The 13,439-nt window shown below is 73.1% G+C and carries 14 protein-coding genes; 6 read left to right on the top strand and 8 right to left on the bottom strand.

Going from position 1 to position 13,439, the window contains the following annotated elements; translation table 11 throughout:
- Positions 1 to 10 precede the first annotated feature (10 nt).
- Genes P3T37_RS03515 through P3T37_RS03505 form a run of 3 tightly spaced genes read right to left on the bottom strand, consistent with a single transcriptional unit; the run spans position 11 to position 3,572 of the window.
- Complete coding sequence (locus tag P3T37_RS03515) at positions 11 to 667, bottom strand: bifunctional 4-hydroxy-2-oxoglutarate aldolase/2-dehydro-3-deoxy-phosphogluconate aldolase (protein WP_280721896.1); 657 nt, start codon at positions 665 to 667, stop codon at positions 11 to 13.
- On the bottom strand, positions 664 to 2,265 hold the full coding sequence (locus P3T37_RS03510; RefSeq protein WP_280721895.1) for a D-aminoacylase: 1,602 nt from the start codon (positions 2,263 to 2,265) through the stop codon (positions 664 to 666). Before P3T37_RS03510 ends, P3T37_RS03515 begins: the two co-directional genes overlap by 4 nt.
- On the bottom strand, positions 2,265 to 3,572 hold the full coding sequence (locus P3T37_RS03505; RefSeq protein WP_280721894.1) for an alanine racemase: 1,308 nt from the start codon (positions 3,570 to 3,572) through the stop codon (positions 2,265 to 2,267). Before P3T37_RS03505 ends, P3T37_RS03510 begins: the two co-directional genes overlap by 1 nt.
- 113 nt (positions 3,573 to 3,685) lie before the next feature.
- On the opposite strand from P3T37_RS03505, the gene P3T37_RS03500 reads away from it, so the two are divergent.
- The 3 genes from P3T37_RS03500 to P3T37_RS03490 are packed head-to-tail and all read left to right on the top strand — an operon-like array spanning position 3,686 to position 5,926.
- Positions 3,686 to 4,741, top strand: coding sequence for a sugar kinase (locus P3T37_RS03500; protein WP_280721893.1), 1,056 nt, complete (start codon positions 3,686 to 3,688; stop codon positions 4,739 to 4,741).
- Positions 4,738 to 5,493 (top strand): IclR family transcriptional regulator, encoded by a 756-nt coding sequence (locus tag P3T37_RS03495; protein ID WP_280721892.1) that lies wholly within the window; start codon positions 4,738 to 4,740, stop codon positions 5,491 to 5,493. Before P3T37_RS03500 ends, P3T37_RS03495 begins: the two co-directional genes overlap by 4 nt.
- A gap of 28 nt (positions 5,494 to 5,521) precedes the next feature.
- Complete coding sequence (locus P3T37_RS03490) at positions 5,522 to 5,926, top strand: RidA family protein (RefSeq protein ID WP_280722112.1); 405 nt, start codon at positions 5,522 to 5,524, stop codon at positions 5,924 to 5,926.
- Positions 5,927 to 5,964: 38 nt separating this feature from the next.
- Here the strand turns inward: P3T37_RS03490 and P3T37_RS03485 are convergent, their stop codons facing one another.
- From P3T37_RS03485 to P3T37_RS03475, 3 genes are all read right to left on the bottom strand, one after another.
- Positions 5,965 to 6,579: a thioesterase family protein gene (locus P3T37_RS03485; protein WP_280721891.1), complete on the bottom strand. Its 615-nt coding sequence runs from the start codon at positions 6,577 to 6,579 to the stop codon at positions 5,965 to 5,967.
- Positions 6,580 to 6,911: 332 nt separating this feature from the next.
- On the bottom strand, positions 6,912 to 7,430 hold the full coding sequence (locus tag P3T37_RS03480) for a GNAT family N-acetyltransferase (protein ID WP_280721890.1): 519 nt from the start codon (positions 7,428 to 7,430) through the stop codon (positions 6,912 to 6,914).
- A gap of 78 nt (positions 7,431 to 7,508) precedes the next feature.
- Complete coding sequence (locus tag P3T37_RS03475; RefSeq protein ID WP_280721889.1) at positions 7,509 to 7,934, bottom strand: ankyrin repeat domain-containing protein; 426 nt, start codon at positions 7,932 to 7,934, stop codon at positions 7,509 to 7,511.
- 486 nt (positions 7,935 to 8,420) lie between these two features.
- On the opposite strand from P3T37_RS03475, the gene P3T37_RS03470 reads away from it, so the two are divergent.
- From P3T37_RS03470 to P3T37_RS03460, 3 genes are all read left to right on the top strand, one after another.
- Positions 8,421 to 8,615 carry a hypothetical protein gene (locus P3T37_RS03470; protein WP_035840595.1) on the top strand — a complete coding sequence of 65 codons (195 nt, stop codon included), beginning with the start codon at positions 8,421 to 8,423 and terminating at the stop codon, positions 8,613 to 8,615.
- A 110-nt stretch (positions 8,616 to 8,725) separates the two neighbouring features.
- Positions 8,726 to 10,318: an FtsK/SpoIIIE domain-containing protein gene (locus P3T37_RS03465; RefSeq protein WP_280721888.1), complete on the top strand. Its 1,593-nt coding sequence runs from the start codon at positions 8,726 to 8,728 to the stop codon at positions 10,316 to 10,318.
- A gap of 295 nt (positions 10,319 to 10,613) precedes the next feature.
- The gene (locus tag P3T37_RS03460; RefSeq protein WP_035795456.1) at positions 10,614 to 10,988 is read left to right on the top strand and encodes an RNA polymerase-binding protein RbpA; all 375 of its coding nucleotides are present in this window, start codon (positions 10,614 to 10,616) and stop codon (positions 10,986 to 10,988) included.
- Positions 10,989 to 11,069: 81 nt separating this feature from the next.
- Here the strand turns inward: P3T37_RS03460 and fxsA are convergent, their stop codons facing one another.
- Positions 11,070 to 11,648: an FxsA family membrane protein gene (fxsA, locus tag P3T37_RS03455; protein WP_280721887.1), complete on the bottom strand. Its 579-nt coding sequence runs from the start codon at positions 11,646 to 11,648 to the stop codon at positions 11,070 to 11,072.
- Positions 11,649 to 11,706: 58 nt separating this feature from the next.
- The gene (gene lnt, locus P3T37_RS03450) at positions 11,707 to 13,410 is read right to left on the bottom strand and encodes an apolipoprotein N-acyltransferase (protein ID WP_280721886.1); all 1,704 of its coding nucleotides are present in this window, start codon (positions 13,408 to 13,410) and stop codon (positions 11,707 to 11,709) included.
- Positions 13,411 to 13,439 lie beyond the last annotated feature (29 nt).

The following is a 13,439-nucleotide window of genomic DNA, read 5'->3' as shown; positions in this document are numbered from 1 at the left end:
ACCGGGCTGTTCACCGCCGCCCGAGTGCGGCGGCGGTGAACAGCCCGGCCCTGCGGGTGATCGCGGCCCAGTCGCCGGCCGCCACCAGCTCCGGCGCCACCACCTCCGACCCCGCGCAGACGGCCAGCGCGCCGTGGGCCAGGAACTCGGCCGCGTTGCCCGCGCTGACGCCGCCCGAGGCCACCAACGGGACGTCCGGGTAGGGGCCGCCCAGGTCCCTGAAGTACCCGGGGCCGAACGCCCGGGCGGGGAAGATCTTGACGGCCGCAGCCCCCAGATCCACCGCTCGGCCGACCTCGGTGGGCGTGAGCGCGCCGAGCACCACCGGGACGCCCGCGCCGCGCGCCGCCCGCGCGACCTCCGGTCGGCAGCCCGGCGTGACCAGGAAGGACGCGCCCGCGGCGATCCCCCGCTCGGCCTGCTCGGCCGTCAGGACGGTGCCGACGCCGATCCGGCAGCCGGTGCCAGCCGCCACCGCCCGGGCCAGCTGATCGGTCACCCCCGGTGTGGTGAAGGTGAATTCGACCCAGTGGACGCCCCCCTGCGCGAGCGCGGCGCAGAGCGCGACGGCGTCGGGGATCCGCGGCGCCCGGACCACCGCGATCACGGGGTCGGCGGCCAGCGCGGCCCGCAGCTCCAGGGCCTGATCGGTGGGTGGAACGGTCATCGGGCTCTGGTCCCCCGCTCGGTACGGCGCAGCGCGCGGCCGGGGAGCGCTCCGGTGGGCCGGGCGTCCCGCAGCACGGCGGTGCCGTTGACGTAGACGTGCTCGATACCGGTGGCCGGCCGGCACGGATCCTCGAAGGTGGCGCCGGCCCCGACCGTCTGCGGGTCGAAGAGCACCAGGTCGGCGTGGTAGCCGGGACGGATCAGGCCGCGCCGGTGCAGCCGCAGCCGGCGGGCCGGGCGCCCGGTCATCCTGGCCACCGCCTCCTCCAGCGTGAGCACCCCCAACTCCCGTGTGTAGTGACCGAGATACCGCGGGAAGGTGCCCCAGGCCCGGGGGTGCGGCCGGGCCCCGACCAGCAGGCCGTCACTGCCCACGGTGTGCGAGCGGTGGCGCATGATGGCCCGGACGTTCTCCTCGTGGCCGACGTGCTGGAGGATCGTGGTGCCCAACTCGTCCTCGCGCAGCAGCTGGAAGAAGACCTCCGCACCGCTGCTGCCCCGCTCGGCCGCCAGCTGGGCGACGGTGGCGCCGACTGCCGGGGCGAGCCGCTGGTCGCGCACTCCGGAGATCTGGACGGTCGCCCAGTCCACCACCACGCCGTGGCAGCCGTCGCTGCCGGTCTGCTCCAGCTCGTACGCGATCCGCGCCCGCACCGACGGGTCGCCGAGCCGGGCCAGCGCCGCCGTCGGACCGCCCTCGGCCGCCCAACCGGGCAGCAGGGCGGCCAGCGTGGTGGATCCCGGCAGGTAGGGATAGCTGTCCAGGGTGAGGTCGCAGCCGTCGGCGATCGCCCGGTCGAGCAGGTCGAGCAGCTCCCCGGCCCGGCCCGCGTTGACGCCGAAGTTCATCGTCGCGTGCGCCAGGTGGAGCGGGCAGCCGGACCGCCGGGAGATCTCGACCATCTCCGCGTAGCCCTCCAACGCCCCTGCGCCGTACGAGCGCTGGTGCGTCGCGTGGAACCCGCCGTACGCGGCCACCAGTTCGCAGAGCGCGACCAGTTCGTCGGTCCCGGCGTACCGGCCGGGCGGGTAGCTCAGCCCGCTGGACAGGCCGACGGCGCCCTCGCGCAGCCCCTGCGCGAGCACCTCGCGCATCCGCACCAGCTCCTGCGGTGTCGGCGGGCGGTCCTGCCAGCCCAGCACCAGCATCCGCAGCGAACCGTGCGGGACGAGATAGCAGGCGTTCACCGCGACACCCCGGTCCAGCCGGTCGAGGTACTGCCCGACGGTGCGCCAGTCCCACCCGAAGTCCTCGGGATCGCCGTTCCAGCCGGCCAGTTGGCGGCGCAGCTGGGGCAGCGTGGTGTCGTCCACCGGCGCGTAGGAGAGGCCGTCCTGGCCGAGCAGCTCGCAGGTGACGCCCTGGGTGATCCGGGAGGGGTGAGCCGGTTCCACCAGCATCCGAAGGTCGGAGTGCGCGTGCATGTCGATGAACCCCGGTGCGAGCACCAGGCCTTCGGCATCAATGACCTGATGCCCAGTCAACTCTCCGCCCACGCCGGTGATGACGCCCGCGTCGACCGTGACGTCGGCGCGCCTCCGGTCGGCGCCCGTGCCGTCGATCACGGTGGCGCCGCGGAAGAGCAGCTCGGGCATCAGAAGAACGTCCGGACCAGGTCGACCACCCGGGGGTCGGCGCCGTCCGCGTCGTCCAGCACCGGGATCAGGGTCCACTTGTCGAAGGCGGTGCACGGGTGCGAGAGGCCCAGGCGCACGACCGCGCCGACCGCCGCCAGGTCGCCCGCACCGCGCAGGAAGGCGTGCTGGTCGTTGAGCGCCGTCACCGTGCCGGTCAGCGCGACCGGCCCGTCCGCACCGCGCACCAACTGCGGCTCGGGCAGGCCGAGGTCGTACGGGAAGTCGCGCTTCCCGCCGTCCAGCAGGGCGAGTTGGTCCTCGGGCCGGGAGAGCACCCGGGCCCAGCCGTGCATCGCCGAGCGCAGCGGCTCACCACCCTCGGCGCCGCGTACCAGCGGCGAGATGGAGCGGTAGAAGCCGTCGTCGTGCACCAGGTAGGCGCCGGAGCGCAGCACCACGCAGGTGTCCGGGTGGGCCCGCGCGATCGGGGTCAGCACCCGGGCGACCTGGTCGAAGTACGCGCTGCCGCCGGCCGTCAGCACCACCTCGTCGGCCTGGTCGAGGAGCCCCTCGGCGCGCATGAGGTCGTGCAGCGCTGCGAGTTGCTCCAGGTAGTGCTCGACCGTCGCCAGCCCGGCCGCGGTCGCGTCCTTGGCGAGCGCGGCTTCGTAGCCGCCCAGGCCGCAGAGCCGCAGGGTGTCCGCGGCGTGCGCGGCCCGGGCGATGTCGAGCGCGGCGTCCAGGTCGCGGGCGCCGGTCCGCCCGCCGGGGCCGCCCAGTTCGACCTGTACGTGGACCGGACGCCGGGCCCCGGCGGCGCGCAGCGCCCGGTCCATCAGCTCCACTCCCTGCACCGAGTCCACCCAGCAGCTCACCGAGAACTCCGGGTCTGCGTCCAACTCTCCTGCCAGCCAAGCGAGTCCGGCCGCATCCAGCAGGGAGTTGGCGAGCAGCACCCGGCGCACCCCGAAGGCGCGGGCGACCCGCAGCTGCGGCAGGTTGGCCAGCGTGATCGCCCAGGCGCCGGCCTCCAACTGGTCGCGCCAGAGCGCGGGCGCCATCGTCGTCTTGCCGTGCGGGGCCAGCCGGACCCCGGCTGCGGCGGCCCAGTCGGCCATGGTGCGCAGATTGTGCGCCATCGCGCCCGCGTCCAGGGTCAGCAACGGGGTCCCGAAGTCGGCCAGGGTGGGCGCGGTGGCCAGGTACTCGGCGACCGTCAGCCCCCAGGCCTCGGGCGGCAGGGCCTTGAAGCGCCAGTCCAGGCGTTCCTCGGCGAGCGCGGCCACCCGCACCGCATCGATTCCACGTGCATCGGACTGAGTCACCACTGCGCCTCCGAACTGGGATGTTGCAACATACGCAATCTGCGTTGCATATAGTGCTCGTCCCGTTCTAGCATCGACCCGCAACCAGGGTCAACGAAGGGGCGTGCGTTTCGGTGGCGGCAGCAGCAGTGGCAGCGGTCTGCCTCGGCGAGTCGATGGCCGTCCTGCTCCCGGACCGGCCCGGACCGCTGGAGAGCGTCGAGAGCTTCCGGCACACCATCGGCGGCGCGGAGTCCAACGTCGCCTGCACGCTCGCCGCCCTCGGCACCCCGACCGCCTGGATCAGCCGGGTCGGCGACGACGGCTTCGGCCGCCGCCTGACCGCCGAACTGGCCGCGCACGGCGTGGACACCTCCGCCGTGGCCGTCGACCCGCTGCGCCCCACCGGGCTGTACGTCAAGGAGGTCGGCTCCCCCGGCACCCACCCGCGCGACCTCGGCCCGGGCCGCAGCCGCCTGCACTACTACCGCACCGGCTCGGCCGCGGCCGCCCTCGGCCCCTCGCTGCTCGACGACCCGTCAGCGGCCGCGCTGCTGGCCGGGGCCGGCCTGCTGCACCTGTCCGGGATCTCCGCGGCCCTCTCCGACAGCTGCCTCGCCCTGCTCCACGCCCTGCTCGCGGACCGCCGCCCCGGACGCACCGTCAGCTTCGACCTCAACTGGCGCCCTGCCCTCTGGCACGGCCGCGACGCCTCCGTACTGCCCGCCCTGCTGGACGCCGCCGACCTGGTGCTGCTCGGCGCGGACGAGGCCGAGGCCGTGCTCGGCACCGGCGACCCGGCCGCCCTGCGGGCCCTGCTGCCCTCCCCCGCCACGCTGGTGGTCAAGGACGCCGATCGGCAGGCCACCGCGATCGGACGGGACGGCCGGACGGTGACCGAACCCGCGCCGGCCGTCGCCGTGGTGGAGGCCACCGGAGCCGGCGACGCGTTCGCCGCCGGCTACCTGCACGCCACCGCACGCGGCCTCGACCAGCGCCGCCGGCTGCGCCTGGGCCACCTCTGCGCCGCCGCCGCGCTCACCACCCCCGGCGACCGCGCCCGCCCACCCGCCCCGCAGGTCGTCGCGCGCCTGCTGGACGCCACGCCCGCGCAGTGGGCCGCGACCAGGGTCGACGCGTCTGGCATCGTCTCCCCACTACTCGTACAGACCAGGAGAGACGACCGATGAGCCAGACCGTCACCCGTGCCCTGCGGCTGCTCACCGAGCTGGGCGAGGGCGAGCGCTCGCTGGACCAGCTCGCGGCCCTGCTCGACGTGCACAAGACCACCGTGCTGCGACTCCTGCAGAGCCTGGAGGAGGCCCGGATGGTCCACCGCGACGCCGACTACCGCTACCACCTGGGCGCCGGGCTCTTCGCCCTCTCCAGCCGCGCCCTGGAGCAGCGCCCGGTCCGCCGGATCGCCGCCGCCCACCTGGCCGAACTCAACGCCGCCACCGGGCAGACCGTGCACCTGGCGGCCTACGAGGGCGGCGAGGTGGTCTACATCGACAAGTACGAGTCCCGCCAGCCGGTGCGGATGTACTCGCGGATCGGGCTGCCGGTGCCGCTGCACTGCGCGGCGGTCTCCAAGGTGCTGCTGGCCGACCTGCCCTTGGCCGAGCGCCGCAGGGCGGTGGCCCGGATCGACTTCACCCCCTTCACCGCCCGCACCCTGCGCACCCCGCAGGCCCTGCTCGCCGAACTGGCGACGGTGGCCGACCAGGGCTGGGCGCAGGACCACGCCGAGCACGAGCCGTTCATGAACTGCGTGGCCGCACCCGTCCGCGATGCCGCCGGACGGGTGGTGGCCGCCGCCTCGATCTCGGTGCCGGACCTGGTCCTGCCGTACGAGCGGGTGCTCGACCTGCTCCCGCAGCTGCTGGCGACCGCCGCCGCCGTCTCCGCCGACTGCGGCGCCACCCCCGGCCCCCCGTTGTGAGACGAACGAGACGAACGAGATGAGCGACATGACCGACAAGACCGAGATCCGTACCGACGGCGCCCCGGCCCCGGCCTGGGCCTACTCCCAGGGCGTCCGGAAGGGCCCGTTCCTCCAGGTCTCCGGCCAGGGCCCGCAGGACCCGCAGACCGGCGCCCACGTCCACCTCGGCGACGTGAAAGGGCAGACCCGGCGCACCCTGGAGAACGTCCGGGCGATCCTGGAGGCGGCCGGCGCGAGCGTCGAGGACGTGCTGATGTTCCGGGTCTACCTGACCAAGCGCGCGGACTTCGCGCTGATGAACGAGGCCTACTCCGAGTTCATCGAGGAGTATGTCGGCTCCGGGGTGAAGCCCTGCCGCACCACGGTCTTCGTGGAGCTGCCGCACGAGGCGATGCTGGTGGAGATCGACGCGCAGGCCGTGCTTTCCTGAGGCCGGCGGGCCCGCCCGCTCCGGGCGGGCCCGCAGCCTCAGCCCCGACGGCTCCTCGGGACGGCGCCCGAGCGCGACCTGGCCCGCGGCACCTTGGGCAGGGACGTCTTCTTCGGCTGCACCGGCCTCGTCTTCACCTGTGTCTGCGCCAGATGCGGACTGTCCGTCAGATAGTCCGACAGGAACCGCCGCTCCGACTGGCTCAGCTTCCGCGACCGCCCGGACGTACGGTCCCGGGCGACCACGACCGTGCGGGCCGTCATGTAGGTGAAGGGCTCGCGGCAGACGTCCACCCTGACCTGGGCGGAACTGCGCCCAAGCCGTTCCACCTGCAAGCGCACCAGCAGCGGCTCCGGCCGGTGGTGCAACTGCTCCAGATAATCGATCTCGTGGCGGGCGATCAGGAATCCGGCCGGAAAGAGTGAATCCTGGACCGACCGAGCGTGGTGGTAAAAGAGGTCGTGGATTCCCTCCTGGATGTAGCCGACCAGTCGGGCATTGTTGATGTGCCCGTTCTCGTCAACATCGCTCCAGCGCGTCGGGCAGGCCAGCACGTGCGCGTTCTCGTCCGACTCCGCAACGGTCGCGGGCGCGGTTTCGGGCGCGGCTTCCGGCTGCACGGTCGGCCGCGTGTCCAGTCGGCCCCCGTTCATCGCTGTGCTCCGGCGGTGACACGACGGCGGTGAGGACCGTCGGCGGCGAGCGCGTTCACCGCGAGCCGGCGACCGGCGGATGCGGCCGCACTGCTTTCCGGTTGGCAATTTTCGTGCACGGTGTCTCCCGGGAAATAGCGGATGGGCATGACAAGTGGTCCGGACGATTCCGGAGGCCACCCCACTGACGCAGCGGAGACGACGCTAGCCCAGCCCAACCGCCCCATTCGCGGTTTATGCACCTCCGGGGGGAATGAACCCACGTCCGGAGTAGTGGGAATTCACCGTGACCAATGAAGTAACCAGCCAATCGGCGGCACCGCACGGGTAAATCACGAGGAATGTGAAGAAATCTTGCGCAGCGGGCTTCGCTCAGACCGGTCGAGCTCCTTGCCCAGGCAGATGCTCAGCGGGGATTCCCGGTAGAAGCCGAACTTGGTGATCGGCTGGTACCCCTCCGAGGTGTAGAGCGCCACTGCCTCGGGCTGCTCGCTGCCGGTCTCCAGGATCACCCTTGCCCGCCCCGCCTCGGCGGCGGCGGCCTCCAGGTGGCGCAGGACGGCCCGGGCCAGCCCCTTGCCGCGGGCCGACGGGACGACGAACATCCGCTTCAGCTCGGCATCGCCGTCCTGCAGGCCCGGCCCACCGCTCTCCTTGGCGCGCCAGCCGCCGCAGGCGACCGGCGCGCCGTCCAGGTAGGCCACCACGAAGATCCCCTGCGGCGGCACGAAGTGCTCCGCGTGCATCACCGTCTCGTCAATCTCGCCGTAGCGGCGGATGTACTCCTGCTGGACCTCGGCGGTCAGCAGCTCGGCGTCGGGGTGGTCATAGCCAGTGGTACGAAGCTCCATAGCAGACAAGCATAGGACCTGATGATCTACGGTCCGTCAGAGTTTTCGAGCCTTCCGGGACCGGGTCCGCGGAGCGCCTCAGCGCGCGGCGAACCGTGCCAGCAGGTCGTCCTTGCCGAACATCTGCGCGGTGGCGACGGCCGACGGCTGGCCGGCCTCCGGGTCAGCGCCGCCCTCCAGCAGGGCGCTCAGCACGTCGTCGGCACCCTTGAAGACGGCACCGGCGAGGGGGGTCTGCCCGCGGTCGTTGGCCCGGTCCGGGTCCGCGCCGCGCGCCAGCAGCAGCCGGACGGCGTCGGCGTGCCCGTGGTAGGCGGCCAGCATCAGCAGGGTGTCGCCGCTGTCGTTCGACAGGTTCGCCGGCGTGCCCGCGTCCAGGAAGGCGGCCAGCGCCGCCTGGTCACCGGACCGGGCGGCGCCGAAGATCCGGCTGGCCAGCTCGATCAGCTCGGCATCGGCACCCTGGTCGTCTGCAAGGTTCTGGGGGTCGCGCTCGTCGGCCATCACGGGCCCTTCACTACGGAGGGTTGACAGGAGAGGGCGCGGCGGCGCGCACCGGCCCGCCGCGTGGTGCCCCCGCACCGTAACCGGCCGGTGACGGCCAGGGCCAGCGGTTGTCCGCAATGCGGGCATTCGGTGACGACACTCCGGGCGATCGGTCACGCACCCGTTCGGGGGAATTGCGCCGATTCCCCATCAACCCCACCCATCACATCCGTCACTCCGGAAACCACGCCGGAAAACCCCCGGGCACCGGGTCCCCCAGGGTCGCCGGGACCGCCGGGTCGATGCCCCGTTACCTCCCGACCCGCCTCCGGCCTGCGGCTTCGCGCAAAGTCCACCCATTTGCGCCGTTCCATCATCTATTACTTTTTGTCACGATAAGGGAACTTTCCGTGACACTGTCCCCTGTATGGCTTCGCGGACCGCTCACCGCCGCCATTCCCACGGCAGTGGTCCTTCCTGTCCCCCCTCTGAGGAGCAGACCCCGTGATCCTGTCCATCTCCGGCATCGTCCTGTTCGGCACCATCGCCTTCCTCTTCTTCCGCCGGGACGGACTCAAGGTGTCGCACGCCTTGGTCTGCGCCCTCTTCGGCTTCTACCTCGCCGGCACCGCCATCGCCCCGAGCATCCAGGCCGGCGGCGCGAGCCTCGCCAACCTGCTCGGCGGCATCAAGTTCTGACCTCTCCGGTCCCCGGGCCCCTCGTCCCGAGGTAGGCCCACCGGCCCGGGCGCGGATCCCACCGCCCCGGGCCGTCCTTCGTCGTCCCATCCGCCCGGGGAGTCAGGACCATGTCCCTCAACCGCCACCTCACCCGAGGGCGCGACATCGCCCGCACCGCCGGTGACCACGCCACCGACATGTTCGCGCCGCTCGCCCTGATCGGACGCGGCATGCGCCGCCACGCCGACTGGGCCAGGAGCCGCTGGCAGGCCACCCCCAAGGACCGCCGCGGCCCGACCCTGCTGCTCACCGCAGCCGCCCTGGTGGGCATCGTCCTACTGCCGCACGGCCCGCTGCTGGCGGTGGCCGCCCTGATCGGCAGCGCCGCCTGGGTCGGCCGCCAGCCCAAGGCCGCCGCTGCGCCGGAGCCGGACGTCGCCGATCTCAAGCTGAGCGCGCTCTACGCCGCCCTCACCCCCTACCTCGCCTCCCCCGACGAGGTCTGCCCGCTCTACAGCCCCGACGGCAGCTACAAGAACGCCTTCGCCGGCTGGGAGTTCGACGGCGACGGCCGGCTCTGCGCCCTGGAGCTCGGCTACCCGGCCTACTTCACCGACACCGAGCCGGCCGCCCGCGCCAGGATCGAGCAGGTCGTGCAGGGCAAGGCCGGCCGGGCCCGGGAGTACCGCTTCGACTGGGACGAGGAGTGCAACAAGCTCCAGGTCACCGCACTCGCCCCGCTGCCCGTCGACCTCCCCGCGCAGAGCTGGGTGACCGCCCCCGGCGAGATCGTGCTCGGCTTCACCGACACGCTGGCCACCCAGCGGATGATCCCGGTCAGCCAGGACGGCGGTCCCAGCCACCAGCCCCCCGTCATCTGGCGCACCGGCCCCCGCTCCTCCGAGCCGCACCTGCTGGCGCTGGGCGCGGCCGGCTCGGGCACCTCCACCCTGCTGCGCACCGTCGCCCTCCAGGCGCTGGTCCACGGCGACCTGCTGGTGATCGACGGCGCCGGTACCGGCGAGCACGCCTGCCTGGTCAACCGCCCGGGCGTGCACACCGTGGAGACCAGCCTGCACGGCGCGCTGGCCGCGCTGGACTGGGCGGCCCAGGAGACCGAGCGCCGGATCGCCGCGCTCAACACCGCCCGACACAACGGCACGCCCGCGCCCGCCGACGTCACCCGCCCGCTCTGGCTGCTGCTCGACCACCCCACCGAGCTGAGCGAGCTGGCCCAGGCGGAGGGCCGGCCCGACCCGCAGGACCTGCTGGAGATCCCGCTGCGGCACGGCCGCGCGGCCCGGGTCACCGTGGTGGTGGTGGACGCGATCGAGGCGGCCGACCGGATCTCGGCCACCGTGCGCGCCACCACCCGGGCGCGGGTGGTGCTGGGCAGCACCACCCAGGACGACCTGCGGATCGCCCTCGGCGTCCCGCTGGACATCGCCCCCGCCGCGAGTACCCCGCCCGGCCGCGGCTACGCCCGGATCGGCAGTACCGGCCCGGTCCGCGTCCAGGTCCCGGCCACCGTCGACCCGCTGGACGAGGAGGCCCCGGCCCGGCTGCGCGACGCCGTCATCTCGCTGCTCCCGCACCGCGACACCCGCACCGAGGCGGCCGCCGCCCCGCCGAGGCCGCAGGCGCCGCCCGAGGCGGGCCGCGAGCCGGCCAGGGTGGAACTGGGCAAGGAGCGCCCGGTGCGCCCCGCCCCCCTCCGGTGAGACGCGGTTCACCCGAACGGAATGGCCAATTCAGGTATCGCACCAGTACCCTCCGGAAGGCCATTACGCTCCGGAAACAAGAGACATTCGGTCACAGGGTGCGAATTTCGCGGCACTCAGGGTGATATCCGGCTCCAGATGTGACAAATCGGACGGAGATGGGTACAAACAGGGGCGGCACGACAGACGACGCATGTCCCGGTACGGGAATCTTCGTCGGCGGCCGAGCGTTGACCGAACGACGAAGACAGCGACCAACTAGTCCTGTGGGCCATAAGCCCTGGAGGCACGATTCATGAGCGAGCGAGCTCTCCGCGGCACGCGACTTGGGGCCACCAGCTACGAGACCGACCGTGGCATCGACCTGGCCCCCCGCCAGACCGTCGAGTACGCATGTCAGAACGGACACCGCTTCGAGGTGCCCTTCTCCGTCGAGGCGGAGATCCCCTCGGCGTGGGAGTGCCGCTTCTGCGGCACCGAAGCCGTCCTGCTGGACGGTGACGAGCCGGAGGAGAAGAAGACCAAGCCAACCCGGACCCATTGGGACATGCTGATGGAGCGCCGGACCCGTGAGGAGTTGGAGGAGGTGCTGGCCGAGAGGCTGGCCGTGCTCCGCTCCGGTGGGATGAACCTCGCGGTTCACCCGCGGGACACCCGTAAGAGCGCCTGAGTAACCGCCCCCGGGCGGACGAACTGCCGAAGGGCCCCGAACCAGAGTTCTGGTTCGGGGCCCTTCGGCAGTTCAAAAGCTCTAAGGACGGTCGGTGGGGTCCACCACCTCGCCCTGGATCACCTTGCCGTCCGGCCGGTGGATCCGCAGCTGCTCCTGAAGGCGCAGCGCGTCCGCGAGCGGCGCGGCATCGGCGGGGGCGGTGCCGCGCAGCGCGGAACTCGCCACCCGGCGGCCGACCAGCCGCCAGAGCGCCCTGGTCGGCGGGAAGAGCAGGGTCAGCCCCACCAGGTCCGACAGGAAACCGGGCAGGATCAGCAGCAGGCCGCCCGCCACGGTGAGGCTGGTGCCCGTCTCTGGAGCACCGGACGGCGGCACGGTGCCCTGCTCGAAGGCGGCGGTGGCGGCCCGGAAGGCCTTCAGCCCGGCGCGCTTGATCAGCGAGACGCCGAGCGCGGCGCTGAGCACCAGCAGGGCCAGCACGGGGAGCCAGCCGATCAGCGAGGCCACCTGGACCAGCAGCCAGATCTCCAGCACCAGCCAGGCGGCCAGCGTGAGCGGGACCACCCGGCGCAGCCGGCTGCGGCGCCCGGCGGGACGCCCTGCCGGACGCCCGGAGGCGGGGGTACTGCCATGGGCGGGGAATGCTTGGTGGGTCACGGTACGGGTCCACTCCATCGCGGCGCGCGGCACGCCGCAGGACGGGGTTCCTGACCAGCTAGGGCGCCACACTGGTCAACGGTTCGGCCCGGCCGGGTGTTCCGTCCGAGGTGCGCCGGCGGCGGCCCAGCAGGACGCCCGCGCCGCAGGCCAGCAGGCCGATGACGGACAGTGTCCACTCGGGCGCCGCGCCGACCTGGTCGGCGACGGTCTTGCCGTCGCGCAGCGGCACGTCGGCGCTCAGCTCGGCGGGTACCAGCTCGGCGGTGCGGCTCTCCACCGTGCCGTCCGGCCGGATGATCGCGCTGATCCCACTGGTCGCGGCGATCACCACGGCCCGGCCGTGCTCGACCGCGCGCAGCCGGGACATCGCGAGCTGCTGGTCCGGCTGGCCGCTGCGGGCGTAGGTGGCGTTGTTCGTCTGCACCACGATCACCCGGCCGCCGTCGTTGACGGTGTCGCGGACGATCTCGTCGTATGCGACCTCGAAGCAGATCACGTCGCCGATCCTGGCCGGGCCCAGCTGGAGCACGCCGCTCGACTTGCCGGGGTAGAAGTCCCGGGCGACCCGCTGAAGGCGGGTGATGACCTTCATCAGCACCGAGCGGAACGGCACGTACTCGCCGAACGGCACCGGGTGCTGCTTGGTGTAGTGGGCCCCGGGTCCGATCGCCGGGTCCCAGACGATGCCCTCGTTCTGCACGTGCTGGTTGTCCGGGCCGTCCACCAGGGCGCCGACCAGGGTCGGCACGCCTATCGCCTTGACCGCCTCGTCGATCCGCTCGTAGGCGGCGGGATCGCTGTACGGGTCCATGTCGGAGGAGTTCTCCGGCCAGATCACCACGTCGGGCTGCGGGGCCTGGCCGGCCTTGACGGCGGCGGCCAGCCGGTCGGTGGCGTCGGCGTGGTTGTCGAGCACCTGCATCGGGCGGCCCAGGAAGTCCATCCCCGGGTGCGGGACGTTGCCCTGGATGACGGCGACCTTGGTGGTGGCGTCGGCGTTGGTGGGGACCGGGACGGCGTAGCCGGCCACCGCCACCACGACCGCGCAGGCACCCGCGAGGACCGGCACCAGCACCGGACGGCGCGTGACGGGCGCAGCCTCGGGGACGCCTCGGCGCGCGAGCAGCGGCAGGTACGGGAGCGCCAGGAAGGCCAGCAGGGCGCCGGTCAGCGCCACCGCGAAGGTGACCAGCGGAGCCCCGCCCAGCGCGGCCAGCGGCGTGTACGGGCTGGCGGTGTTGGCGAAGGCGAGGCGGCCCCACGGGAACCCGCCGAGCGGCAGCCGGTCGCGGGCCCACTCCTGGGCCACCCAGAGGCAGGCCGCCCAGAGCGGCCAGGCGCGCAGCCGGGAGGTCAGTGCGAGCCCGGCGCCGAGCGCGCAGACGAACAGCGCCTCGACCGCCGAGAGCCCGACCCAGGCGTCCGACCCGATCACCCGGATCCAGTCGAGCAGCCCGAGGAAGAAGGGGAACCCGAAGGCGAAGCCCGTCCAGGCGCCCTGGCGCGCGGTGCGGCCGCGGGTCAGCAGCGAGAGCAGCGCCACCGCGACAATCGACAGCGGCCACACGCCGTAGGGCGGGAAGGCCGCGGCCAGCAGCAGGCCGGCCGCGGCGGCGACGGCCGTCCGGGGCAGCCCGGCCCGCATCACGGCCCTGCGCCGGGCGAACCGACCGGGCCGGACGGGCGCAGTCGACCCGGAGTCGGCGGACGCCTCGTCCGCGCCGTGGACCCGGGACTCCGAGTCGAGCGGCAATGCCACCTGCGCACCATCTCTCTGGCTGTATCGCC

Source organism: Kitasatospora sp. MAA4 (assembly GCF_029893355.1).
Classification (GTDB): Bacteria; Actinomycetota; Actinomycetes; order Streptomycetales; family Streptomycetaceae; genus Kitasatospora.
This window is presented reverse-complemented; position numbering and strand designations above follow the sequence as displayed.